Genomic DNA, 24,322 nt, shown 5'->3' with positions numbered 1-24,322 from the left:
TCAGCCGGTGTGCGCGTCGAGCCAGTCGGCAAAGTGGCCGATGGTCTCGTCGCGCTCGGGCTCGTGGAACGTCTCGTGCAAGAGGCCCGGCCACAGCTGGAGCGTCACGTCGTCGGACGCGGCGTGCTCCGCGAGCCATTTCGTGCCGGAGGGCGGGGTGATCTCGTCGTCGGTCCCGTGCGTCAGGTACAGCGGCATCGTGAACCGCTGCGGCCGCTCGCGGACGGCCAGGAACGCGCGGCGCATCTCCGCCGCCAACCGTACGCGGACGCCCTGCACGATCGCGAGGGGGTCGGCGCGGTATGCCGCCTCGACGCTCGGGTCGCGCGAGAGCGCCGAGAGGTCGATCGACTGGACCGGGAGCGTCGGCACCCAGCGCGCGAGCACGTCGGCCACCGATTGCAGCCAGCCGGGCGTGCCCTCGGGCACGTCGAGCACCGCGGACGTGAGGGCGACCCCGGCCACCCCGTCGGCGCCCCCGCTGGCGACGAGCCGGGCGACGACGAGCCCGCCCATCGACTGGCCCATCAGAAACACGGGGCGGTCGCCGGCCTCCTCCTGGACGCGCGACAGGAAAAGGCGGAGGTCGTCGACGTACTCGTCGAACCCCTCGACCTGCCCGCGTGGGCCGTCCGAACGGCCGTGGCCCCTGAGGTCGAGCGCGCGGACGGCGTAGCTGCGCTGCATGAGCGCGCTGGCGGCGTACGCGTAGCGCCCGCTGTGCTCGTGGAGCCCGTGGACGATCAGCACGACGCCGCGGAGGTCACCGTCTGGCGTCCACGCCCGCGTGAACAGGGTGCGGCCGTCGAAAGAAATGAGAGAGCCCGTGTCGTGCGTCATGGATCGCGGGGTGGGGCCCGAAGGTAGACCGGCTCCACGCCTACCGGCCCCATGACCGTCACCGACGCTGCGCCCGCCCCCGACGACCTCCTGTCCGAGATCGACGAGCAGGTCCGCTCCCTGCGCGAATCGGGCGGCGAGCCCCATGCCATCTTGGTTGGCCCCGACGCCTACGAGGCGCTTAAGTCGGCGGTCGCCGAGCGGTTCGGCCGCGAGCGGGCCGACCTCTCGCAGTACCAGTGGCTGACCGTCGTCGTCGATCCCTTCCGAGGCGCCCGCGTCGCCGTTGTGCCGACGCCCCGCGAGGTGTCGGCAGGCGTCCGGGCCGAGCGGCGGGACGAGGGGTGAGCTGAGCTGGCGAAAGAAAACGGCCTGCTGGCGCATCTCGATGCGTGCCGCGAGCACCTTCCGTCCCCCGTCCCCCGTCCCCCGTCCCCCGTCCCCCGTCCCCCGTCCCCCGTCCCCCGTCCCCCGTCCCCATGAAAGCACTTTGGAACGGCGCCGTTATCGCCGAGAGCGACGCCACCGTCGTCGTCGAAGGCAACCACTACTTCCCGCGCGGCTCGGTCGACGAGCGCCGCGTGCAGCCTTCAGACCACACGTCGGTCTGCCCGTGGAAGGGGACCGCCCACTACCTCGACGTCGTCGTCGACGGGGCGACGAACGCGAACGCGGCCTGGCTGTACCCAGCCCCGAAAGACGCCGCGGCCGAGATCAGGGACCACGTGGCCTTCTGGAAGGGCGTAACGGTCGAGCCCTAGTCCCGTTATTGCATACAAGTGTTGCTCGCCGCCCTCTGCACGGCAACTCCATGAAGTCCGCATAGGGAGAGTCCCGAGCCCGCCGGCCCTCGCCGTAGGTTGGAGCGTCGCCCCCGCACCCGTGCGCCCGCTCCGCTCCGCCCTGCTCCGCCGCCTCGTCGTCGCCGCCCTCGCGGTCGCGCTCGGGTTGCCGCTGGCGCCGTCGGCGGCTGCGTCACCCGCCCTCGCGGTGCTGGACGACTCGGAGGCGTTCGACCGCGCGCTCGCCGCCGCCCGGGCCGCTGAGCCCGGTACCGATCCAGTCGACGTCTTTGCTCAGGTCTACGCCGACGCTGTCGACGGCGTCTCGGCCGAGGCCGTGGCGCACCTGCTCGGGGCCCCGTCGCTGTCCGGCGTCGCGCCCGTCACGCCGGCCGAGGCGCTGGCGAAGGCCCAGCCCGCCCCGTCCCCGTCGCCCGCCTCCGTCGCTGGCGAGCCGGTGGCCGAGGCCCGCCTTACCGATCAGAGCCGCGTGCCGGCTCGCGTCCTCGACCTCCCGGTCCGGCGCAGCGCGCCGTCGCTGCAGCCGCGCGCCCCTTAGGGCTCGGGCGCTCGCGCCCCCCCTTACCCGTCATCGTTTTGCGCGCCCGTCCGTTGGGGACCGGCGCCGTCCCTCGACCCTTACCGGCGCCCTCCGAGGCGTCTGCCCCTATGCAAGGCTACGGATTCAAGATCTTCGCCGTCGCGGCGCTGCTGCTCATCTCGGTGTGGCAGCTGTTCCCGACGTTCCAGAACTCCCTCAACAACCGCGAGCTCGCGGCCATGAGCCCCGCCGAGCGCGAGGCCTACCTCGACGAGCACAACGACGACCTCGTCGCCACGAGTGAGGAGTCGCTCAAGCTGGGCCTCGACCTTCAGGGCGGCATGCACGTCACCCTCGAGGTCGGCACCGGCGCGCTCCTGCGCGAGCTGGCCGGCAGCCGCGCCGACGACACGTTCGACGAGGCGATCGCGCTGGCGAACGAGCGCGCCGAGACTTCGGGCGCCGCCTACGTCTCGCTCTTCACCGACGCGCTCGAAGAGGTCCGCCCCGGCACGCGCCTGGCGCGCTACTTCCGCAACGCCGACGCGGATGTGACCGCCCGGTCCGACAACGACGTCGTCGAGGCCTACCTCGGCGAGGAGGTCGAGGAGGCGCTCGTCCGCGCCGAGGAGATCATCCGCCAGCGGATCGACCGGTTCGGCGTCACCGAGCCGCTCATCCAGCGCCAGGGCTCGTCCCGCATCGTCGTCGAGCTCCCGGGCGTCGACGACGAGCGGCGCGTCCGCGAGCTGCTCAAGGGCACGGCCCAGCTGACGTTCCACCTCACGCCGCCGACGGCCGAGATCCAGCAGTCCGCCGCTGCCATTTTCGCCTACTACGAGAATGAGGGCCAGGACGCGGCTGCCGACACGACCGCTGCGGCAGCGGACTCGACGGCCGCCGACGCCGACACCTCGGACGTGCTCGACCTCGGGGACATCACTGCCGGCGCTGAGACGCGCGCCGAGGGCGGCAACCCGCTCGCGGCCGTCGTCCAGCGCCTCCAGCTCGACCCGTCGTCGAACTCGCCCATCTTCGGGCAGGTCGCCGAGGCCGACACCGCCGAGGCGCGTCGCCTGCTGGAGGCGCCCGGCGTGGCCCGGCTGATCCCGGCTGGCGCCCGCCTGCTGTTCACCGCCGGCCCCGACGCGGGCACGACGGCCGACGGCGACGGCGTCCACTACATCCTGGCCGTCAACGAGCGCGTCGAGCTCCAGGGCGAGACCATCACCGACGCCCGCACGGACTTCGATCCGTACACGAACGCCCCCCAGGTCTCGCTGACGATGGACGGCGCCGGCGCCAGCCGCTGGAGCCAGATCACCGGCGCCAACCGCGGCAAGCCGGTCGTCATCGTGCTCGACGACCTCGTCTACACGTTCCCCTCGATCAACGACCGGATCCCGAACGGCCGGACCCAGATCACGGGCAGCTTCACGCGCCAGGAGGTCGATGACATCGTGACGGTCCTCAAGTCGGGCGCGCTTCCGGCGCCGGTCAACATCGTCGAGGAGCGGACGGTCGGGCCGAGCCTCGGTGCGGCGTCCATCAAGGCGGGCACGCGAGCGCTCGTGGTCGGGTTCATCTTGGTCTGCATCTTTATGGCCCTGTACTACCGGGGCGCGGGCCTGATCGCGAACGTCGCGCTCGTGCTGAACGTCCTGTTCATCTTCGGCGTCCTGGCCTCGTTCGGCGCCACGCTGACGCTGCCGGGCATGGCGGGCATCCTGCTGACGATCGGCATGGCCGTCGACGCGAACGTGCTCATCTTCGAGCGCATCCGGGAGGAGATGGCCTCGGGCAAGACGATGAAGGCGTCGGTCGAGGGCGGCTTCGGCAAGGCGCTCTCCGCCATCGCCGACGCCAACATCACGACGTTCCTCATCGGCGTCATCCTGTTCTCGTTCGGCGTCGGCCCCATCCAGGGCTTCGCCGTCACGCTGATGGCCGGCATCCTGACGTCCCTCTTCACGGCCCTCGTCGTGACCCGCCTCCTCATCGACTACCTGGTCTCGGAGCGCGGCGTCGACGTCGCCTTCGGCTAGCAGTCGTCGGTTTTCGGCCGCCCGCCCTCGGGCTGACGGCTCACCAATCCCCGATCACCGATTACTGAACACCCTCTGACATGCGCATCCTCGAAAACACCAACTTCAACTTCCTCGGCACCAACAAGGACAGCTACCTGATCTCCGGGGTCCTCCTGACGGTCGCCATCATCTCCCTGTTCTACCCCGGCCTCGAGGCCGGGATCGACTTCAAGGGCGGCACCGAGTTCATCGTCGAGACCGAAGCGGCGATCCCGTCGACCGAGGTGGCCTCGGCGCTCGGCACGGCGACCGGCGAGGTCTTCCAGGTCAAAGAGTTCGGCAACCCCGAAACGCTCCTTGTCCGCACGGCCGCCGGCGGCGACGCCGACGCCCTGGAGGCGACCGTGCTCTCGACCATCGGCGAGTCGTTCGCCGGGTCCAGCCCGGACCTGATCGGCAAGTCGCTCGTGACGCCGAGCATCGCGTCCGACCTTAAGAGCAAGGCCATCGTGCTCGTGCTCGGGGCCCTGTTCGTGATCCTGCTGTACATCTTCGTCCGGTTCGACTGGCGCTACGCCGTGGCCGCCGTGATCACGCTGGCCCACGACGTCATCATCGTGCTCGGCCTGTTCGCGCTGCTCCACAACATCACGCCGTTCTCGTTGCAGATCGACCAGGCCATCATCGCGGCGCTGCTGACGATCGTCGGGTACTCGATCAACGACACCGTTGTCGTGTTCGACCGCATCCGCGAGTACGCGCTGCTGTTCAAGACCGAGCCCTACGTCGACATCGCCAACCGGGCCGTCAACACGACGCTGTCGCGGACGGTGCTGACCTCGGGCACGACGTTGATCGCCGTGTTCGTGCTGTTCCTGATCGGCGGCGAGGTCCTCAAGGGCTTCTCGCTGGCGCTCCTGGTCGGCATCTCGGTCGGTACGTACTCGTCGATCTTCGTGGCGAGCCCGATCGTCGTCGCGCTGCGCGACAAGTACGCGCCGGCCCGCCGCGGCGTCTCCGTCGCGACGGCCTAGCGCACACGGACCGACACGGACGCACGAGGGCGGGGGAGAGCACGGGCTCTTCTCCGCCCTCGTCTTTCACGCGGGCCCCCCCGCTCCACCGCTAGCTTGCGGCACACCCTCTCTGGCGCCATGACCATCACTCGAACCACGACCGACGGCGTGGCCGTCCTCGCCCTCGACGGCGACGCCCTGGGCGGCCCCGACGGGTCCGCGCTGCACGCCGAGCTCCACAAGGCGCGCGGCGAAGGCCCACTCAACGCCGTCGTCGACTTGTCGGGCGTCCGGCACATGAACTCGTCCGGCCTCGGGATGCTGATCGGCGCGCTGACCACGGCCCGCAACGCCGGGGGCGACCTCCGGCTGGCGGCCGTCGGCGAGCGCATCCGCGCCCTCCTCGACGTGACGCGCCTCGACGGCGTGTTCCAGTCGTTCGACACCGTCGACGCCGCCGTCGCTAGCTACTAAGGCGTGGGGAAAGTGGGACGGGGGCACGGGTGAGAGCCCGGCCTCGTGCCCCTTGCCCCAGCCCACATGCCCTGAATCCATGCCAGTCACCGTCGTCATCGGCGCCCAGTGGGGCGACGAGGGCAAGGGGAAGGTCGTCGACCTTCTCGCGCCCGAAACAGACATCGTCGCCCGCTACCAGGGCGGCGCGAACGCCGGCCACACCATCAAGTGGGGCGACGAGACGTTCGTGCTCCACCTGATCCCCTCCGGCATCTTCCACAGCGGGGTGGACTGCGTGATCGGGAATGGCGTCGTCATCGACCCCGTCGCGCTGATGGAGGAGATCGGCCAGATTGAGGCGCTGGGCTACCCCGTCGAGGGGCGGCTCAAGATCAGCCACAACGCCCACCTGATCATGCCGTACCACAAGGCGCTCGACCAGGCCAAGGAGCGTTGGCGTGACGCCGGTGCGATCGGCACGACGGGCCGCGGGATCGGCCCGGCCTACATCGACAAGTTCGCCCGGTCCGGCATCCGGGTCGTCGACCTGCTCGACCGCGATGGGCTCGCGGCCAAGCTCCGCGCGGCGATCGAGGAGAAAAACGACATCCTGAAGGCGCTCTACGAGACGGCCCCGCTCGACGTCGAGGCGATCGTCGAGGAGTACGTCGAGTTCGACCAGGTGATCGACCCCTACGTCACCGACACGTCCGCCTTCCTCAACGACGCGCTCGGCGACGGGAAGCGGGTGCTGGCGGAGGGTGCCCAGGGCGCCCTCCTGGATGTAGACCACGGGACGTACCCGTTCGTGACCTCCAGCCACCCGACCTCGGGCGGCGCGTGCACCGGCCTCGGCATCCCGCCGACGGCCATCGACCGCATCATCGGGATCGTCAAGGCCTACACGACGCGCGTCGGCAACGGGCCCTTCCCGACCGAGCTCGACGACGAGGTCGGGGCGGCGCTCCGGTCGGTCGGCCAGGAATTCGGCGCCACGACCGGTCGCCCGCGCCGGTGCGGCTGGCTCGACCTGGTGGCCCTCGACTATACGTCGCGGCTCAACGGCTTCACCGAGATCGCCGTCACCAAGCTCGACGTGATGGCCGGGCTCGACGAGCTCAAAGTCTGCGTCGCCTACGAGCTCGACGGCAAGCGGATCACGCGCTTCCCGACCGAGGTCGGGGCGCTCGGCCGCGTCGTGCCCGTTTATGAGACGCTGCCCGGGTTCAGCGGCGACCTGTCGGGCGTCGGCTCGATGGACGACCTGCCCGGGGCGGCCACGGACTACCTCCAGTTCATGTCCGACCACCTGTCGGTCCCGATCTCCGTCGTGGGGACCGGGCCGAAGCGGGAGGAGACGCTGGTGGCCGCCTAGCGAGCCCGCCGGCCAGCCGGCGGGGGTAGGTTTCGCCGCCGCCCCCGCCGCCCATGTCCGAGGTCTTGCCCGTCGACGCCCGCGCCTGCCTCAACTGTGAGGCGCGGCTGGCGGGGCCGTACTGCGCGGCGTGCGGCCAGCGCGACGAGCCGCCGGACCTCCCGCTCCGCCGCGTGCTCGCCGGGTTCGCGGGCGACGTGTTCTCCTTCGACGGCCGCGTCCTCCAGACGCTCGGAGTCCTGCTCCGCCGGCCGGGCGAGCTGTCGCGCGACTGGGCGGCCGGGCGCCGCGCGCGGCATGTGGCGCCGTTCCGGCTCTACTTGCTGTGCAGCCTGGTGTTCGTGGGGGCCTCCGCCAGCTACGAACTGGCCAAGACGGTGATGGACCCGCCCTCGGCGGAGACCGCCGAGGAGGACGCCGCTGAACGGCGCGAGATGCTGCGGGGGACGGTCCCGCCCGCCAAAGTCGACCGGGTCGCCGACTATCTGGACGGGATGATGGCGCTCGGGAGCCGGTGGTTTTTCCTGCTCATGCCGCTCGGCGGGTTCGGGCTCTACGTGCTCTACCACTTCCGCCGTCCGGCGTACACGGCCCACTTCGTCCTGGCGATCCACGTGTTCTGCGTCGTCGTGCTGCTGCTGGCGGCGCGTCGGCTGGCACAGCTGGTCGCGCTCGTGTCGATCGGCGATACGCTCGGGCACTCGTTCGGGGCGGCGAACTGGGCGGTGCTCGGCGCGTGCTTCGTGGCGTCCTACGTTTACGCTGCGCTCGCCATCCGCCGGTTCTACGGGGTCGGCACGCTCAAGGCGCTAGCCTCGGCGCCCGCCGTCACGATCGGGCCGGTCGTGGCGTGGATGGTCATCTTCGCGACGGGGATGCTCGTCGTCGTCGCCCTGCCCACGTGAGGGCCTACCGCACCAGCGCCAAGATCAAGCTCGGGCTGATCCTGGCGGCCGTCGCCATCGGCGTGTCGTCGCTGTGGTTCACGAGCCGGCTGGCGGACCGGCTCGAGGCCCAGGACGCGCAGGCGGTCGAGTTGTGGGCGAGCGCCATCGAGTTCCAGTACCGCCTGTCGGCACGCCCGTCGGCCGAGGCGGTGTACGACGACCTCGCCGCCCTCCTGCGCCAGTCGGAGCGGGAGGACGCGGCCGCCCTGCTGGCGGCGCTCGACACCTTGCGCGACGGGCCTGCGGACGACGGGCTCGACTTCGTGGTCTCCGAGATCATCGTGCCCGACCGGTTCAGCGTCCCGGCCATCATCACAGACGAGGCGATCACCTACGTCTCGGCCTCTCGGAATGTGGAGGCCGACGGCGAGGCGGCGCTCGCGCTGGCGTCGGCGTTCGACGAGGTCCACGCGCCGATCCGGATCCGCGAGTCGCCGAACGGGCCGCTCCTGGTCCACTACGGCGAGAGCCCGCTGGCGCGGATGACACGGCTGTTCCCGACCGTCCAACTCGGCGTCGTGGCCCTCTTCGTGCTCGTCGGCTACCTCGGGTTCTCGTACCTCCGCCGCAGCGAGCAGTCGAGCCTGTGGGTGGGGATGGCGAAGGAAGCCGCGCACCAGCTCGGCACGCCGTTGTCGTCGATGATCGGCTGGATCGAGCTGCTCCGCCTGGGCGACGCCGCGCCCAGCGAGCAGATCGCCGACGAACTCGAGCAGGACGTGGAGCGCCTGCGCCGCGTGGCCGACCGGTTCGAAAAGATCGGCTCCCTCCCGACGCTGGAGCCCACGCGCGTCCGCCCCGTCCTCGACGGCGTCGCCGACTACATGCGCCGCCGCGTCCCGACCAGCGCGCCGGTCTCGATCACCGTCCACGCACCGGACGACCTGTGGGCGCGGCTCAACCCGGACCTGTTCGAGTGGGTGGTCGAGAACCTGCTCAAGAACGCGCTCGACGCCTTCGAGGGCGTCGCCGGCCCGAACCGGATCGCCGTCGTGGCGCAAGAGGAGGGGGGGCGCGCGATCGTGACGGTCCGCGACACGGGCAAGGGGATGGACCGGGCGACGGCGCGGCACGTCTTCCGCCCGGGCTTCTCGACCAAGCGCCGGGGCTGGGGGCTCGGCCTGAGCCTGGCACGGCGCATCGTGGAGACGTACCACGGTGGGAGCCTCACCGTCGCCGAGACGCGGCCCGGCGCCGGGACCACGTTCCGCATCGAGCTCGAGGCCTCAGACCCCGCCTAGCTGGCGACCGCTTGCCGGATCCGCTCGGCGACTGCCTCGTCCGGCGTGATGGCCGTGAAGATCATCGACCGGCGCCGCCAGGTCACGGCGAACTGGCCGAGCACGACGCGCGAGTCGACCGGCGACGGCTCGCTTAGGCCGGCGTACGTGCCGTCGGGGAGGTCGAACGACTGCCGGACGCGGTCGAGCAAGATGTAGTCATAGGCGAACACGACGGCCCGCTCGCCGTCGGTGCCCTCGTAGCGGAAGGTGGGGACCTGGACGGCGACGGGCTCGATGGCCGCCGACGGCTGGACGGCCCCGATCGTCGGGATGCCCACGCCGACGATGGCGAGGGCGGGGAGGTCCGGCGGGGTGACGTCCCAGCCGAGCGCGTCGAGCACGGCCGCGCGGGCCTCGTCCGGCCGCGTCGTGCCGAGGTCGGGCCGGAAGGTGTCCGCGGTCTCGACGAAGTGGACGAGCACGTCGTTGGCGGCCTGTTCCTCGGGCCACACCCACCACGTGGTCGCGGCGATGCCGACGAGCACGAGCGCCGCAAGCGCGAGGGAGCGCCACGCCCCGCCCGTCGGCGCGGGGTCCTCCCGGGTCTGGACCCGATCGAAGGCGGCCAGGTCGCGAACGCCAGATTCGTTGCTCATCGGGTGGCGAGTTCCGGCAGGGTGATGCCTTCGAAGACCAAGTTGACCGCGTCGCCCCGTGAGACCGACAGGAGCTGGGCGGCGTCGCCCTGGTTGACGGCGATCTCGAGGAGGCCACCGCTGGAGAACAGCGTGACGGCGTCGCCGGCGCTGGCCTCGCCGTACGTGCCGACGTGGTGGCGCAAGATGGCCGAGCCCGCGAAGCACTTGAAGCGGCGGCCGGCGCGCATCGAGTCCAGGTCGTCCCGGGTGATGTTGGTGAGACAGTTGCCGAACGTGTCGACGTGGAGGACCATCCCGTAGACGCCCTGCTCGTCGAGCCGGGGCAGGGGCCAGTGCAGCGGGGTGAACTCGTCGGTGGGCTCGCCGAGGTCGGCCAGCGGGCTGCCCGAGGCCAGCCGCGCGGCGGCCGGGCCGAACACGTCGCGGCCGTGGAACGTCCGCGACGCGGCCGCGCGGGTGTCGAGCCGGACGGCGTCGGCGATGCCCTCCGCGTCGGCGATGAGCGACAGGAGCCCGTTGTCGGGCCCGACGAAGATCTGGTCGGACCCGCCCACCCGGAACCGCGCCGCGATGGCGTGGCGGGCCGTCCCGACGCCGGGGTCGACCACGACGAGGTGGATGGTCTCCGGGGGGAAGTGGCCCACCACGTCGCGCAGCGCGAAGGCGGCCGCCATCACGTCCTGCCCGGGGACCTCGTGCGTCACGTCGACCATCGTCAGGCCGGGCGCCGTGCACAGCATGGCCCCCTTCATGGCGGCGACGTACCCGTCGCGGGTGCCGAAGTCGGTGGTGAGCGTGACGATCACGGCGGGGGGAGTCGCGAGCCCCAAGCTACGGACCGCCGATGGTCCCGGCCGGCCGCTATCTTCGACGGTCCCCCGCCCGTCCCGTGAGCCCTTCCGCCGACCCTTCCGCCGACCTCAGCGCGCACGGCCTCCGTGCGCTCGACGAGTTCGTGCTCCTGTGGGGCGAAATGGCCTCGCATTGGGGCATCAACCGCACGATGGCCCAGATCCACGCGCTTCTGTACGCGACGGCCCGGCCGCTCGACACGGACGAGATCATGGAGCGGCTCCAGATCTCGCGCGGCAATGCGAACATGAATCTTCGCGCGCTCGTCGACTGGAACCTCGTCCGCAAGACGCACCAGATCGGCTCGCGGAAAGACTTCTTCGTCGCCGAGGGCGACGTCTGGACCATCACCACGACCATCATCGAGGAGCGCCAGCGCCGCGAGATCCGGCCCGTCCAGCGCAAGCTCGACGCCGTCGCGGCCGAGCTCCGCGAGGACGGCGGCGGGGCGGCCGACGCCGAGCTGGCCGACCGCGTCGACGCGATGGTCGACATCATCCAGGTGTTCGAGGACTTTACCGGCGCGCTCCTCCCGCTCGTCCGCGGCCGGAGCACCGACAGCGTCCGCCGGGTCACCAACTTCGCCTCTAAGCTGCGCCGCGGGCGCGACGATTCGTGACGGCCGCCGACGTCGGGCGCCGGGGCGAGGACGTGGCCGCCGACTTTCTCGAGGCCAAGGGCTACCGCGTGATGGACCGCAACTACCGCTTCGGACGCGAGGAGGTCGACATCGTCGCCTTCGAGCCGAACGCGCGCAACGACGGCGGCATGATCGTCTTCGTCGAGGTCAAGGCGCGGAGCGGGACCGGCTTCGGGCGGCCCGAGGCGGCCGTCGACGAGCCCAAGCAGAAGGCCATCAAGCGCGTCGCCGAGGCGTATCTCCACGAGCGCCGGCTGATCCCGTCGCCGACGCGGTTCGACGTGGTCGCGGTCCTCTTCGGCGGCGGCGCGCCGGACATCGAGCACTTCGAGAATGCCTTCGGCCACTTTGTCTAGCCCGCTGTCCGGGACGGTCCCTGGCGACGGGCCGCTCGTCCTGATCCACGGCGGCGCGTGGGACATCCCCGACGATGGGCTCGCGGAGCACCTGGACGGTCTGACGCGGGCCCTGCGCGTGGCGCGTCGCGCCTTCGAGCACGGGCGGTCAGCGCTCGCCATCGCCGTCGAAACGGTGGCCGCGCTCGAAGACCACCCCGCCTTCGACGCGGGCCGCGGCGCCGTGCTCGACCGCGACGGCTTGCCCCAACTCGACGCGGGCGTAATGGACGGGACGGACCTTCGGTGGGGCGCCGTCGCGAACGTGCGCAGAGTTAAAAACCCGGTCCGGCTTGCGCAGGCGCTGCTGTCAGCCGACGGCCAGGCGCGGCTGCTCGTCGCCGAGGGCGCCGAGCGGTTTGCCGCCGAAGTCGGGCTGCCGTCGGTCTCGCCACAGTCGCTGATCGTCGACCGCGAGCGTGCGCGGTACGAGCGCCTCACGTCGACCCCCGACTTCCACACGAGCGCGGCGTTTTCAGGCGAGATGGACGTGCCGCGCGGGACGGTCGGGTGCGTGGTCCGGGACGCCGAGGGGCGCGTGGCGGCGGCGACCTCGACGGGCGGCGCCCCGCTGACGCGGTCCGGCCGGGTCGGCGACTCGCCCATCCCCGGAGCCGGGTTCTATGCGGACGCCCGGGGCGCGGCGTCGACGACGGGCTGGGGCGAGGCGATCCTTACGACGCAGCTCGCAGCCCGGTCCGTCGGCGCCGACCCCGAGGCCACGGCGGCAGCCGCGTTGGCCGACATGGCGGCGCGCGTCGTGTGGCCGGGCGCTCGCGTCGCGACGGGTGGCGTCATCGCCCTCAACGCGGCCGGCGTGGCGGGCTGGGCGTTCTCGACGCCTCGCATGGCGCGCGGGTGGTGGCGGCCGGGTGGCGAGGCGACGGTCGCCGTGGAGCGGTAGGCCGGGAGACGCGTCTCGGCGGAATGAGCGGCCGCTCCCTGCCGGCCCGATGGCGGATCGCCTGTTCCTAACTGCGGATGGGCAAGATGCGGGTGTGGATGGACCTCGGGATCGTGCGGAAGCCCGATAGGGTCGTGCGGATGTGCCCCTGGATCGTGCGGATGGACCCCGGGCGGGTGCGGGGAAGCCTTGGCCGGATGCGGGCACGCCTCGGGGGCGTGCTCGCTCTCCCCGTCCAAGCGCCCATCGCAGCGCTCAGGGCAGACGAGCGGGGGGAGTCACTGGGCCGGGCGCCCCGATGCCGTCCTGCTTACCAGGCCGTGCGGCGGCGCGGGGTCGACTCGTCCGGGGTGTCCGCATCGCGCCGGGCGGCGACGACGGGCGCGGCGGGCCGGGCGGGCAACTCGACGCGCTCTCGAACGTCGGCTGGCGGGTCGGCGGACTCGCGCGTCTCGCGGCGGGGCGTCGGCCAGCGGCGGCCGGAAGCGGGGAGATAGCGTGTACGGAGCGACGAGGGCTCGCGCGGGATCGCCTGCGCGGCGTCGCCAGGCTCGGCCACCCGGTCGGCACGGTGGCGAGGAGTCGGCTGCGTGCGGGCCGGGGCGTCGGCGGCGGTGGCGACCAGCAGCGGCGCGGCGAACGGGGCCGTCCCGGACACCTCCGTCCCTTGGAAGTAGTGGCCCAGGATCTGGCGGTAGGTGCGGCCCTGCTGCGACTGCCCGAGCGCGCCGTACTGGCTGAGCCCGACGCCGTGGCCGAACCCGCTGCCCGTGAAGACGTAGCGGTCGCCGGAGACCGAGACCTCGAACCGCGTGCTCCGGACGGTCCGGCCGCCCGCGACGGCGTTGACAGCGCGGCGGAACTGGGGGCCGGTGAGCGTCCCGCGCCGCCCGCCGATGGCGCGGATCTCGAGCACGCGGCCCGAGCGCGAGCGGCGCGTTACCTCGAGCCCGGTCACCGAGCCGCCGACCTCGGACGAGAGCGCCCGCAAGACGGCCGAGCGGCTGGCGGTGGTCTGCCACGTGTGGTCGGGGGCGCCCTGGTCGTAGGGGTCGGGGACGCCGCGGAGGTAGGGGAGGGGCTGGCCGCTCCAGACGGCGTCGTTGTCGGCCGTGTGGCCGCCGGACGACGAGAAGTAGAAGGCGTCGGCGAGCTGGCCGCGGTACGCGAGCACCTCGCCGGCCGTCTCGTGCGCCGCGCGCCGCGCGACGTCCGTCGCCGCGTCGATCCCGTGGAAGACCTGGGAGCCGGTGTGGTCGTCGAGGTCGTGCCGCGCGTGCTGGCCGGCCCGGCGCGCCGCGTAGGTCCGTGCCAGCACGGCCTGCGCCTTGGCGCCTTCGAGCGCGTTGAACCCGAACTCGCTGGCGACGACGCTGGCGACGTAGGGCTCGGTCGGCGTGTGGTTGACGAGCCGGAGCCGGCCGCCCTCTACGAACGCGACGAGGGCCCCGGCGTACACCCGGTCGACGCCCGCGGCGCGGACGCGCAGGCGCTCGCCCGTCAGGCGGATCTCGCCGGCCGACAGGTCGGCGCCGCCGAACTCGGCACGGGCCTCGGCGCCGCGTGCGCTCAGCGTCAGGGGCGTGCCGCCGAGGGCGGCCCCCCGGTCGGCGCCGTCGACGCTCACGTAGAGGGGGCCATCGGCCTCGACGGTGACGCGGCTAGGAGCCTGGCGGTCCAGGAGCCGGACGCGGACGGTCTCCGGGGCGGTCTGGGCGGGAGCGGAGGTCGCCAGCCCGCACAGGGCAACGACGACGACGAGGAGGCGAGGAGAGAGGCGCATAGGCCCCTTGTAGATCGGGTCTCCCACGTCCCCCTCCAATCGGCCAGGCGAAAGGGAACGGCGGGGTTACAGACTGAGCCGGGCCCGGAGTTCTCGCGACCGTGCACGGCTCGCGGTGACCTCCATCCCGCCGGACAGCGCCAGCTTGTAGCGGCCCGAGAACCAGGGGATCATCTCGCGGATCGCGCCCAGATTGACGATCGCGTTGCGGTGGACCCGCATAAACCGGTCGGGGTCGAGCCGGCCCTCGAGGGCGTCGAGCGTGAAGCTGACGAGGTGTCGGTGGACGCCGCCGGCCTCGTCGACGTAGAGGCTCGTGATCCCGTCCTGCACCTCGGCGGCGACGACGCGGTCCGCCTCGACCACTACGAGCCGGTCGCGGCCCTGGACGGTGAACCGCTCGATGGGCGGCCCGCCGGGCGGCGGCGACGGCACGGCCTCGTCGAGCGTGTCGAGCAGGTCCGCCAGCCGGGCGTCGGTGTCGTCGCCGTCGGCGCGGCGGGCCTCGACGCGGGCAATCGCGGCGTCGAGCCGGTCGGCGCCGATCGGCTTGAGGAGGTAGTCCGTCGCATTCGCCTCGAAGGCGCGGACGGCGTACTCGTCGAAGGCGGTCGTGAACACGACGTCGGGGCGGTGGCCGGGCGCGAGCGCCTCCAGAACCCCGAACCCGTCGAGCCCGGGCATCTGGACGTCGAGGAAGGCGAGGTCGTAGCGGTCGGTGGTGAGGGCCTCGACGGCCTCGACGCCGTCGGCGGCCTCGACGGGGTCCGCCAGCCGGCCCGCTTCCACAAACGGGTCGAGCAGGCGGCGCAGACGGGACCGGGCGGGGGCCTCGTCGTCGACGATGAGGGCGCGCAGGCTCATGGGGAATCGGGCAAGGGGAGGAGAAGGGTGGCGCGAGCGCCGTCGTCGGTCGGGTCGACGGCCAGCGAGGCGGCGTCGCCGTGCAAGAGCCGCAAGCGGTCGGCGACGTTCGACAGCCCGACCCCGAAGGTCGCCCCGCCCGGCGGCAGGCCGACCCCGGTGTCGACGACGACGACGGTCAGGGTGTCGGCCGCGCGCCGGGCGGTCACCGTCACGGCCCCGCCGCCGCGCTGCTTTTCGACGCCGTGCTTGACGGCGTTCTCGACGAGCGTCTGGACGGCAAAGGCCGGCACCTCGACGTCCTCGGCCTCGGGCGCGACGTCGATCGTCACCGCCAGCTTGTCGCCGAACCGGGCGGACTCGATGGCGAGGTAGCGTTGGACGAGCCGCAGCTCGTCACGGAGGGGCACGACGGGTCGGCCGCTCGCGGTGAGCACGTCCCGAAACAGGGCCGCGAGGTCCTCGACGGTCGCCTCAGCCTGGTCGGGCTTGTCGCCGATCAGCGCCGCGACCGTGTTGAGCGCGTTGAACAGGAAGTGGGGGTTGATCTGGGCGCGGAGCGCGGCGAGCTCGGCGTCGGCGGTCTGGCGCACGAGCGCCCGCTCGCGGTCGACGAGGCGGAGCCGCTCGACGCCGACCGCGAGCTGGGCCGCGATGGCGCGGAGCTGGGCGACGTCTTCGGTGTCGTAGACCGAGAGCCGGCGGGCCTTACGCCCGAGCACCAGCAGGCCCGCCGGCTCGCCAGCCCCACTCGTCACCGGGACCGCCAGCGCGGCGTCTAGCCGGCGCAAGCGGTCGGACAGGCCGCGAGGCAGGTCCGCGTCGTCGAGCTCCTCGTTGCGGGCCCAGACGTGGCCCTCGTCGCGGATCCGGGCCCAGACGCGGTCGAGCTCGGCCTCGGTGAACGTCGGCGGCTCGGGGCGGAACGTGGCGCGGACCCAGCGCTCGTCGGGCGTCCCCCGCGCCGCGAGCAGGAAGACGACGGCGCTCCGGGCCCCCAGCGCGTCGCCGATCGCCTCGGCGGCCTCCTGCGCCAGCGTCTCGACATCCGCGATCGAGCGGATGCGGTCGCCAAAGCGGTCGAGGCGGGCGCGGGCCCGCTGGCGCTCGGTCTGGAACGCCCGGCGGAAGGCGCCGCGCAGGGCGGGCGCGGCGCGCTCGGCGACCAAGAGCACGGCCACGACGAGGACGCCGAGGGCGACTGGTTGCGAGCCGCCGGGGAGGACAGCGTCGAGCGCGAGCGCACCCCCGACGACGATCCCAAACGCCAGCGCCAGCGTCACGATGGTCTCGGCGCTGCCCACCAGCAAGGCGTCGAACGCCCCGTACCGTAGCGTCGTGAACGAGACGAGGGCGACCGGCAACAGCGAGAACAACTGGAACGCGACCACGAACCATGCGGTGATGACCTCGCCGTCGCGCGGGCCAGGCCCCAGCCGGGTCGAGACGATATAGGCGCCCGCGGTCGCGGCGACGGCCACAACCGCGCTCCCCACGCGAGCCGGTCGGCCAAGCCGCGTCGAGGGGCTCACCACCATCGCCAACGATGCCCCAGCCACGTAGACGCAGACGTAGAAGAGGATCGGGACGGCGAACGCGTCGGGCGGAAGCGGCCCGAGGTTGCCGACCACGATGGCCACCGCAACGCCGACGGCCAGCACGGCCGGCGGCACGACGAGCGCCCAGCGCCACGGACCGAGTGCCGCGGCGGTCTGCCGGCTCCGCACGCTCTGGTCGAGCAGGAGGGCGGGGTACGCGATCCAACCGCCGAGCGCGAGCAGCGTCAGCCCGTCGAACACGATGCCGGACGCGGTGCCGCCCGCGAGCGGCGGCCCGAAGACGCTCACCCACAGCCACCGCACCAGGTTGACGCCGACCCACAGGAACGCGGCCCCGATCAGCCGCCGCGAGCGCCGCGCCCGGGGGCTCCGCCGCGCCAGCGGCGCCACGGTGAGGTACGCCAGCAGGTGCAGGAAGGCGACGACCCCGAAGCCCCAGCCCGTCGTCGCCCACATCGCACTCGAGAACGGGTACAGGAACGTCGGCGTCCGCCCGATCCGGACCTCGACGGTGCGCGGCGTGCCGCCCTGCTCGACCCCGTAGATCAGCACGGTCCCCGTCGCCCGCTCGATCTGGCGCTCGGCCTCGGCCGCCGTCTCGACCGGCAGGAAGTCGATGCTCGCGAGCCGGTCGCCGGGGCGGATGCCCGCGTTCGCCGCGCCCGACCGCGGCACGACGTACGCCGCCACCACGCCGTCGCGATCCGCCCAGCGCGCCCCGTCGAAGCCGGGCGCGGGCGTCTCGGACAACGGCAAGCCCACATCCCGGCGGTACTCGGCCCAGCTCCAGCCCAGCGAGGCGAGCGGAAACAGGGCGAGGGCCGCGAGCATCACCGCGAGCGCCCGCGCGAGCCATCGGGGCGGTGCGGTCATGCCGGAATCTAGACCGGCGCTGAGGCGTGGCAGGCCCATGCCCGATCCCCTCGTCGACACCCACGTCCACCTCTACGCCGACGCCTACGACGCCGACCGCGACGCGGTCGTGCAGCGCGCCCGCGACGCGGGCGTTCGCCAGTTCGTATTACCCGCCGTCGACGTCGCGTCCATCGACGCTTCCCTCGCGCTGTGCGACCGCCACCCCGGCGTGTTTGCGATGGCCGGGCTCCACCCGACCTACCTCGGCGATGCCGCGCCCGACGTGCTGGCGTCCGTCAAGGCTGCGCTGGGAGACGAACGCGTGGTCGCCGTGGGCGAGACCGGGCTCGACTACTACTGGAGCCGCGAGCACGAGGAGGCGCAGCGGGCCTCGCTCCGCGCCCACGCCGTGCTGGCGGCGACACATGGCCTTCCGCTCAGCCTGCACAACCGTGACAAGAACGGTTCCGACGACGCCTCGCGCGACTTGGTCGCCATCCTGCACGAGGTCCGTGCGCAGCACGGGGATGCGCTCCGTGGCGTCTTCCACTGCTTCGGCGGTCCCGCGTGGCTGGCGGCCGAGGTGCTCGACCTCGGCTTCCACGTTGGCTTGGGCGGGACGCTGACGTTCAAGAACGCGGGCGTGCCCGACGCCATCGCTGACATCCCGCTCGACCGGATCGTACTGGAGACCGACGGCCCGTACCTGGCGCCGACGCCCCACCGAGGAACGCGGAACGAGCCGGCCTACGTCGCCCTCGTCGCTCAGCGACTCGCCGAGGAGCGCGGCCTCACGGTCGAGGAGGTCGCCGAGGCCACCACGGCGAACGCACGGCGCCTCTTCGCGCTCCCCGACCCGGACTGAGCGTCAGTCGAAGTCGGAGCACGACATGTGATAATGGCATCGCAGGCACCGGTACTTGCAGCGATGGTTTACGAGCCGTCCGCCGCAGTTGGGGCAATGGTCCCACCAGTGGTCACGGCTTGTTCCGTTATTGCAATGAGTCGCTTGCGATTCCATCCGCTCACCGCCGACCTCCGGGAAGGGGAGGGACGGGGCCGGCAGCCTCGGGGTGCGCTCCGGGTTCATGCCTGCGCCATCGTTTCGCCCTCGCGCGCCGCGCCGCGCAGCGCGTCGACGAGCCCGTCGAAGTCGGGCCAGTCGGGGCGGTTGAAACTCAGAACCGTGTCGCCGAGCCCGACCGTCAGCTCGCCGTGCTGGAGCTTGGCCGACCACACGGGCGCCAGCCGCCCGAGCGGCGGCTCCGACGCGGCGTCCCAGATCGAGTGCACGGCCGCGAACGGGCCCGACACGTCGACCTGGGCGGGCGTCACCAGCAAGCGGCTCTGCCCGATCGACGCGGCGACGACATACGCCGCCGCCGAGCCGAACACGAACGGCCAGAGGATCCCATTCCCCCGGAGCGCGGCCGCTAGCCCGACCGTCATCACGGCCAGGAGCGCCAAGGCGACCGGCCGGGCCTGCGCCTGGAGCGCGAGCCACGGCCGGGCGACCGCGCCGGGGTGGTGGATGCTCCGGAAGGTCACGCCTCGAGCGTGGCGTCGGCCGTGGCGCCGTCGCCGGACGCGGCGGCCTCGGGCTGGTGGAAGGGGTACGCGTAGTGCGTCGCCGGGACGAACGTCTCCTTGATCGAGCGGAGGTTCGCCCAGCGGAGCAGGTTCAGCTTCGAGCCGGCCTTGTCGTTCGTGCCCGAGCCGCGCGAGCCGCCGAACGGCTGCTGCCCCACGACGGCGCCGGTCGGCTTGTCGTTGAGGTAGAAGTTGCCCGCGGCGTCCGCCAGACGGGCCGTCGCTTGCGCGAGGACGGCGCGGTCCTGGGAGAAAACGGCGCCGGTGAGCGCGTACGGGCTCGTCTCGTCGACGAGCGTCAGCAGGTCGTCCCAGCTCTCATCGGCGACGTAGACCGAGGCGACGGGCCCGAAGATCTCCTGCTCCATCGACTCGTAGCGCGGGTCGTCGGCGACGAGCACGGTCGGGTCGATAAAGAAGCCGGTCTCGTCGGAGTACGTGCCGCCGTGCTCGACGGAGACGCCGTCGGCCGCCTGGGCGCGGTCGATGTAGCCGGTGATCTTGTCGAACGACGGCCGGTCGATGACGGCGTTGACGAAGTTGGTGAAGTCCTCGACGGGGCCCACCTTCATCTGGGCGAGCTGCGCCGCGAGCGACTCCTGGACGGCGGGCCACAGCGCCTTCTGGACGTAGATCCGGCTGGCGGCCGAGCACTTCTGGCCCTGGTACTCGAACGAGCCGCGCACGATCGCGGTCGCGACCGCGTCGGGATCTGCCGACTCGTGCGCGACGATAAAGTCCTTCCCGCCCGTCTCGCCGACGATGCGGGGGTAGGCGCGATAGTCGTCGAGGTTCTCGCCGACGGTCCGCCACAGGTGGTTAAACGTTTTCGTCGAGCCCGTGAAGTGGAGGCCGGCGAGGTGCTCATTCTCCATCACCGGGTCGCCCACGTCCGGGCCGTCGCCGGGCAGGAACTGGATGACGCCCGGAGGCACGCCGGCTTCTTCGAGCAGGTCGACGATGACCTGGGCCGAATAGGTCTGCGTCGGGGCCGGCTTCCACAGGACCGTGTTGCCCAACAGCGCCGGCGCGGTCGCGAGGTTGGCGGCGATGGACGTGAAGTTGAACGGGCTCACGGCGAACACGAACCCTTCGAGCGGCCGGTACTCGGTCCGGTTCCACAGCCCGGGCGAGCTGATCGGCTGCTCCTCCAGCATCTCGCGGTAGAACTGGACGTTGAACCGGAAAAAGTCGACCATCTCGCACGCCGCGTCGATCTCGGCCTGGTACGGGTTCTTCGACTGGCCGAGCATCGTGGCCGCGTTCATGCGGTCGCGGTACGGGCCCGCCAGCAGGTCGGCGGCCTTGAGGAAGATGGCCGCGCGGTCGGACCACGCCATCCGCGCCCAGTCGTGGCGGGCGTCGAGGGCGCCGGTGATGGCGCGCTGCACGTCCTCGGGGCGGGCCTTGTGGAACTGGCCCAGGTCTCGGGCATGCTCGTGTGGCGGCCGCATGGTCTCCGTCCGCCCGGTCTCGACGCGCTCGCCGTTGATGACGGGGAACACCTCGATGGGCGTGTCGCGCATGGCGAGGAGCGTCGCCTTGAGCGAGGCGCGCTCGGGGCTGCCGGGGGCGTAGTCGCGGACGGGCTCGTTGACGGCCTGGGGCGGGCGGGCGATGGCGTTGTGCATCTGTCGGGGAAGGCTGGGCAGAGGGAGGCCGGCAAGATAGAGAGCCCGGTGGGGAGCCCTCGCGAAGCCGCACCTAGAGACGCCGTGATGCCGGGGCCCCTTTCGCCCGCATCCGCCGGGTCTCCGCTGGCGCGAGCCTCGATCCGGCCGGACCTTGCGCTCCCGACCCCTCGACCACTGCATGCCCCCCATCGGCCCCTTCGAGCGCACGCTCGCGCTCCGCTACCTCCGGGGCGCCAGCGGCCGCGACGAGCGGCGCGGCTTTCTGCGCTTCGTCGTCCTCGCGGCGATCGGCGGCGTGGCGGTCGGGACCGGCGCGCTCCTGCTGGCGCTGATGATCGTGCGGGGCTTCAGCCAGGAGATCGAGGCCAAGATCGTGGGCTTCGGGCAGCACGTCCAGGTCGAGACCTACCTCGGCGACCCGATCGCGAACGTCGACAGCGTCTCCCAAGCGGTCGCGGCGCTCGACGGCGTCGTCCACGTCGCGCCCGCCGTCGTCGACTTCGCCCTGCTCAGCGCGCGGGGTGAGGACGAGTCGACGGTCGAGGGCGTCGTGCTGTGGGGGACGGCGCCCGACGACCTGCCCTTCGTCGCCGACCGGACGACGGTCGGGACGTTCGACCTGTCCACGAGCGACGGCCAGCCGGGCGTGGTCGTCGGCAAGGCGCTTGCGGAGCGGCTCGGGCTAGATGTCGGGCAACGGATCCAAGCGTACTCGACGCGGGGACTCGCCGACGGCTCGATCAACTCGCGGCCCCGCCTGCGCCAGTTCCGCGTCGCGGGCGTGTTCGAGACCGGTCTCGGCGACTTCGACGACCAGTCCGCCTTCGTCTCCCTCGACACCGCTCGCGAGCTGTTTTCGTACCCGCCCGGCTCCGTCTCCCGCCTCGACCTGACGCTGACCGACCGCGCGCTCGCGCGGCAGGTGTCCGACGCCGTGACCGACGAGATCGGCCCGCCGCTCTTCGCCCGGCCCATCGAGGACGTGTACCGGGGCCTGTTCGCCTGGGTCGAGCTCCAGCAGAGCATCGTGCCGCTTGTGATCTCGATTCTGGTGCTCGTCGCCGCCTTCAACATCGTCGGCGCGCTGCTGATGGTGGTGCTCGAGAAGGCGCGCGAGATCGGGACCGTGCTCGCGATGGGCGCCAGCCGGGCGTCGGTCCGGCGCTTGTTCATGGTGTTGGGGCTGATGGTGGGCATCATCGGCGCCGCGCTCGGAACGTCGGCCGCGCTGGTGTTCGCCTGGATCCAGACCGAGTTCGCCATCATCCGCCTGCCCCAGGACGCCTACTACCTCGACCGCGCGCCGGTCGACGTGGCGTTGCTGGACGTGGTGGTGACGGTCGTGGCGACCATCGTGATCTGCACGCTGGCGGCGTACCTGCCCGCACGCGCGGCGGCGCGCGTGGAGCCGGTCCGCACGATCCGCTTCGGGGGATAGTCCGCCGCAAGCGGGTGGAACCGGATGAACCGCGCACACGGCGGCGCGTAGCCACCGCCCCCATCTCTTGACCTCCCCGATGCCCATCTCCTCCGGCGACGACGCCCCCGACTTCACCCTCTTCGACAGCGAGAAGACCGCGTTCTCGCTCGCCGAGGCGCGCGCCGACGGCCCCGTCGTCCTGCTGTTCTTCCCCGGTGCCTTCACCAGCGTCTGCACGACCGAGCTGAACACGGTCGGCAACAACTACGACCGGTACACCGACCTCGGCGCGCAGGTCGTCGGGATCTCGACCGACTCGCCGTTCGCGCTCGCCGAGTTCAAGAAGGCCAACGGCTTCCCGTTCCGCCTGCTCTCCGACCACGACGGCTCGGTCTCCGAGGCCTACGGCGCGAAGTACGACCACGACTTTACGCCGATGAAGCTCGACCGCGTGTCCAAGCGCGCCGCCTTCGTGGTCGGCACCGGCGGCACCGTGCAGTACGCCGAGGTGCTCGACAACGCCGGCGAGCAGCCCGACTTCGACGCCGTGCTCTCGGCCCTCGATGCCGGCTAGCCCGATCTGGACTGGACTTGTGGACGGCCCGCTCGACCTCGGCGCCGTCCACGACCACCTCGCCGACGACCGCGCCGGTGGCGTCTGCGTGTTCGTCGGCCGCTCGCGGCGGTGGACTGACGGCGCCGAGACCGACTTGCTGAGCTACGACGCGTACCGTCCGATGGCCGAGGCCGAGCTGGAGGCGTTGGCCGAGACCGCGCGCGAGCGCTGGGGCGCCGTCCGCGTCGTGCTTCTGCACCGGCTCGGCGACGTGCCGCCACCGCAGGCCAGCGTCGCCGTCGGCGTGGCGTGCCCGCACCGGGCCGAGGCGTTCGCGGCGGCGCGGTGGCTCATCGACACCCTCAAAGACACCGTGCCGGTCTGGAAGACCGAGCACGCCCCCAACCATGGCTGACCGCTTTACGTTCTCTGACCTCCACGACCGCGCGCGCGCCCTCAAAAAGCGGATCGCGCTTCCCGAGGGCGAGGACCCACGCACGATCCGCGCTGCGGCGTGGCTCGCGGAGCACGGCGTCGTCAAGCCCGTCCTGATCGGCGCCGAGGCGACCGTCCGCCGTGTGGCCTCGGAGGAGGGCGTGGCGCTCGGGTCCATCGCCATCGTGGACCCGGCGACGACGGAGCGGCGGCAGGCCTATGCGCAGGCGCTCTTCAACAAGCGCAAGCACAAGGGGCTCACCTACGAGGGCGCGCTGGAGCTGTCCGGCGATGTGCTGTACTTCGGCGACCTCATGGTAGACGCAGGCGACGCGGACGGGTGCGTGGCGGGCGCGGCGCACCCGTCGCCGGACGTGATCCGCGCGGCGATTCAGGTGCTCGGCGTCGCCGCCGACTCCGACCTGGTGTCGTCGTTTTTCCTGATGGTGCTCCCCGACGGCCGCCCTCTCACGTATGCCGATTGCGGCGTGAACGCGGCGCCGTCGCCCGACCAACTCGCGAGTATCGGGATCGACGCGGCGGCCAACCACCGCTTCCTGACCGGCCAGGAGCCCAAGGTCGCCTTCCTGTCGTTCTCGACGAAGGGCTCGGCCGACCACCCCGCCGTCGACGCGGTCCGGACGGCGACCGAGACGGCGCAAGCGCGGCGGCCCGACCTCGCCATCGACGGCGAATTCCAGTTCGACGCCGCGTTCGTCCCGTCAGTGGGGGAGCGCAAAGCCCCTGGCTCGGCCGTCGCGGGCGTGGCGAACGTGTTCGTCTTCCCGGATTTGGGGGCCGGCAACATCGGCTACAAGATCACGCAGCGCGTCGGCGGCGCCGAGGCGTACGGCCCCGTGCTGCAGGGCCTGCGGCTCCCGGCCAACGACCTGTCCCGCGGGGCCGACTGGGAGGACATCGCGAACGTGGCCACCATCACGGCGATCCAGGCCGGGGCCGCGAACTAGT

At 72.1% G+C, this 24,322-nt stretch carries 25 protein-coding genes; 17 read left to right on the top strand and 8 right to left on the bottom strand.

The annotated features are described in order from the left end of the window. Complete coding sequence (locus ACLIRP_RS06810) at positions 1-840, bottom strand: alpha/beta hydrolase (RefSeq protein WP_412063214.1); 840 nt, start codon at positions 838-840, stop codon at positions 1-3. 51 nt (positions 841-891) lie between these two features. Between ACLIRP_RS06810 and ACLIRP_RS06805 the strand changes: the two genes are divergently transcribed. From ACLIRP_RS06805 to ACLIRP_RS06765, 9 genes are all read left to right on the top strand, one after another. Next, positions 892-1,188, top strand: a complete 297-nt coding sequence (locus tag ACLIRP_RS06805; protein WP_412063213.1) for a family 4C encapsulin nanocompartment shell protein — start codon at positions 892-894, stop codon at positions 1,186-1,188. Positions 1,189-1,319: 131 nt separating this feature from the next. Next, entirely contained in the window at positions 1,320-1,601 is a 282-nt protein-coding gene (locus ACLIRP_RS06800) for a DUF427 domain-containing protein (RefSeq protein WP_412063212.1), read from the top strand. A gap of 121 nt (positions 1,602-1,722) precedes the next feature. Beyond that, positions 1,723-2,181: a hypothetical protein gene (locus tag ACLIRP_RS06795; protein WP_412063211.1), complete on the top strand. Its 459-nt coding sequence runs from the start codon at positions 1,723-1,725 to the stop codon at positions 2,179-2,181. 110 nt (positions 2,182-2,291) lie between these two features. Beyond that, a complete protein-coding gene (secD, locus tag ACLIRP_RS06790; RefSeq protein ID WP_412063210.1) occupies positions 2,292-4,208 on the top strand; it encodes a protein translocase subunit SecD in 1,917 nt (638 codons plus the stop codon). An 80-nt stretch (positions 4,209-4,288) separates the two neighbouring features. After that, on the top strand, positions 4,289-5,224 hold the full coding sequence (gene secF / locus ACLIRP_RS06785) for a protein translocase subunit SecF (protein WP_412063209.1): 936 nt from the start codon (positions 4,289-4,291) through the stop codon (positions 5,222-5,224). A 120-nt stretch (positions 5,225-5,344) separates the two neighbouring features. After that, positions 5,345-5,680, top strand: coding sequence for an STAS domain-containing protein (locus ACLIRP_RS06780; RefSeq protein WP_412063208.1), 336 nt, complete (start codon positions 5,345-5,347; stop codon positions 5,678-5,680). A gap of 79 nt (positions 5,681-5,759) precedes the next feature. Then, complete coding sequence (locus ACLIRP_RS06775) at positions 5,760-7,037, top strand: adenylosuccinate synthase (protein ID WP_412063207.1); 1,278 nt, start codon at positions 5,760-5,762, stop codon at positions 7,035-7,037. Between the two features lie 53 nt (positions 7,038-7,090). Next, positions 7,091-7,942 (top strand): DUF3667 domain-containing protein, encoded by an 852-nt coding sequence (locus ACLIRP_RS06770; protein ID WP_412063206.1) that lies wholly within the window; start codon positions 7,091-7,093, stop codon positions 7,940-7,942. Next, on the top strand, positions 7,939-9,225 hold the full coding sequence (locus tag ACLIRP_RS06765) for a sensor histidine kinase (RefSeq protein WP_412063205.1): 1,287 nt from the start codon (positions 7,939-7,941) through the stop codon (positions 9,223-9,225). Before ACLIRP_RS06770 ends, ACLIRP_RS06765 begins: the two co-directional genes overlap by 4 nt. Here ACLIRP_RS06765 and ACLIRP_RS06760 read toward each other — a convergent pair. Further along, on the bottom strand, positions 9,222-9,863 hold the full coding sequence (locus tag ACLIRP_RS06760; protein WP_412063204.1) for a hypothetical protein: 642 nt from the start codon (positions 9,861-9,863) through the stop codon (positions 9,222-9,224). The genes ACLIRP_RS06765 and ACLIRP_RS06760 overlap by 4 nt on opposite strands. Beyond that, the gene (locus ACLIRP_RS06755; protein ID WP_412063203.1) at positions 9,860-10,672 is read right to left on the bottom strand and encodes an S-adenosyl-l-methionine hydroxide adenosyltransferase family protein; all 813 of its coding nucleotides are present in this window, start codon (positions 10,670-10,672) and stop codon (positions 9,860-9,862) included. Before ACLIRP_RS06755 ends, ACLIRP_RS06760 begins: the two co-directional genes overlap by 4 nt. 83 nt (positions 10,673-10,755) lie before the next feature. On the opposite strand from ACLIRP_RS06755, the gene ACLIRP_RS06750 reads away from it, so the two are divergent. The 3 genes from ACLIRP_RS06750 to ACLIRP_RS06740 are packed head-to-tail and all read left to right on the top strand — an operon-like array spanning position 10,756 to position 12,657. Continuing rightward, positions 10,756-11,337, top strand: coding sequence for a GbsR/MarR family transcriptional regulator (locus tag ACLIRP_RS06750; RefSeq protein WP_412063202.1), 582 nt, complete (start codon positions 10,756-10,758; stop codon positions 11,335-11,337). Continuing rightward, positions 11,334-11,714: a YraN family protein gene (locus ACLIRP_RS06745; RefSeq protein WP_412063201.1), complete on the top strand. Its 381-nt coding sequence runs from the start codon at positions 11,334-11,336 to the stop codon at positions 11,712-11,714. Before ACLIRP_RS06750 ends, ACLIRP_RS06745 begins: the two co-directional genes overlap by 4 nt. Continuing rightward, a complete protein-coding gene (locus tag ACLIRP_RS06740; protein ID WP_412063200.1) occupies positions 11,707-12,657 on the top strand; it encodes an isoaspartyl peptidase/L-asparaginase family protein in 951 nt (316 codons plus the stop codon). The genes ACLIRP_RS06745 and ACLIRP_RS06740 overlap by 8 nt, the downstream gene beginning before the upstream one ends. 310 nt (positions 12,658-12,967) lie before the next feature. On the opposite strand, the gene ACLIRP_RS06735 is transcribed toward ACLIRP_RS06740, so the two are convergent. The 3 genes from ACLIRP_RS06735 to ACLIRP_RS06725 all read right to left on the bottom strand — a co-directional run bounded on the left by ACLIRP_RS06735 (position 12,968) and on the right by ACLIRP_RS06725 (position 17,736). Further along, on the bottom strand, positions 12,968-14,440 hold the full coding sequence (locus ACLIRP_RS06735; RefSeq protein WP_412063199.1) for a SpoIID/LytB domain-containing protein: 1,473 nt from the start codon (positions 14,438-14,440) through the stop codon (positions 12,968-12,970). Between the two features lie 66 nt (positions 14,441-14,506). Then, a complete protein-coding gene (locus ACLIRP_RS06730) occupies positions 14,507-15,304 on the bottom strand; it encodes a LytR/AlgR family response regulator transcription factor (protein WP_412063198.1) in 798 nt (265 codons plus the stop codon). Continuing rightward, positions 15,301-17,736, bottom strand: coding sequence for a histidine kinase (locus ACLIRP_RS06725; protein ID WP_412063197.1), 2,436 nt, complete (start codon positions 17,734-17,736; stop codon positions 15,301-15,303). Before ACLIRP_RS06725 ends, ACLIRP_RS06730 begins: the two co-directional genes overlap by 4 nt. A 37-nt stretch (positions 17,737-17,773) precedes the next feature. Between ACLIRP_RS06725 and ACLIRP_RS06720 the strand changes: the two genes are divergently transcribed. After that, positions 17,774-18,583 (top strand): TatD family hydrolase, encoded by an 810-nt coding sequence (locus ACLIRP_RS06720; RefSeq protein WP_412063196.1) that lies wholly within the window; start codon positions 17,774-17,776, stop codon positions 18,581-18,583. A 221-nt stretch (positions 18,584-18,804) separates the two neighbouring features. Here ACLIRP_RS06720 and ACLIRP_RS06715 read toward each other — a convergent pair whose 3' ends face one another. Further along, positions 18,805-19,266 (bottom strand): hypothetical protein, encoded by a 462-nt coding sequence (locus ACLIRP_RS06715; protein WP_412063195.1) that lies wholly within the window; start codon positions 19,264-19,266, stop codon positions 18,805-18,807. Next, positions 19,263-20,939 (bottom strand): L-glutamate gamma-semialdehyde dehydrogenase, encoded by a 1,677-nt coding sequence (gene pruA, locus ACLIRP_RS06710; RefSeq protein ID WP_412063194.1) that lies wholly within the window; start codon positions 20,937-20,939, stop codon positions 19,263-19,265. The genes ACLIRP_RS06715 and pruA overlap by 4 nt, the downstream gene beginning before the upstream one ends. Before the next feature lie 181 nt (positions 20,940-21,120). On the opposite strand from pruA, the gene ACLIRP_RS06705 reads away from it, so the two are divergent. The 4 genes from ACLIRP_RS06705 (at position 21,121) to pta (ending at position 24,321) form a co-directional block, all read left to right on the top strand. Next, positions 21,121-22,380 carry an ABC transporter permease gene (locus ACLIRP_RS06705; protein ID WP_412063193.1) on the top strand — a complete coding sequence of 420 codons (1,260 nt, stop codon included), beginning with the start codon at positions 21,121-21,123 and terminating at the stop codon, positions 22,378-22,380. A gap of 79 nt (positions 22,381-22,459) precedes the next feature. Further along, positions 22,460-22,936, top strand: a complete 477-nt coding sequence (locus ACLIRP_RS06700; RefSeq protein ID WP_412063192.1) for a redoxin domain-containing protein — start codon at positions 22,460-22,462, stop codon at positions 22,934-22,936. 19 nt (positions 22,937-22,955) lie between these two features. Further along, positions 22,956-23,333: a molybdopterin synthase catalytic subunit gene (locus ACLIRP_RS06695; protein ID WP_412063191.1), complete on the top strand. Its 378-nt coding sequence runs from the start codon at positions 22,956-22,958 to the stop codon at positions 23,331-23,333. Next, complete coding sequence (pta, locus tag ACLIRP_RS06690) at positions 23,326-24,321, top strand: phosphate acetyltransferase (protein WP_412063190.1); 996 nt, start codon at positions 23,326-23,328, stop codon at positions 24,319-24,321. Before ACLIRP_RS06695 ends, pta begins: the two co-directional genes overlap by 8 nt. Position 24,322: the final 1 nt, after the last annotated feature.

Origin of the sequence: Rubrivirga halophila (genome assembly GCF_046845755.1) — a bacterium.
Lineage (GTDB): Bacteria > Bacteroidota > Rhodothermia > Rhodothermales > Rubricoccaceae > Rubrivirga.
Note: the sequence above shows the minus strand (reverse complement) of the source record. Positions and strands in the feature narration are given on the sequence as shown.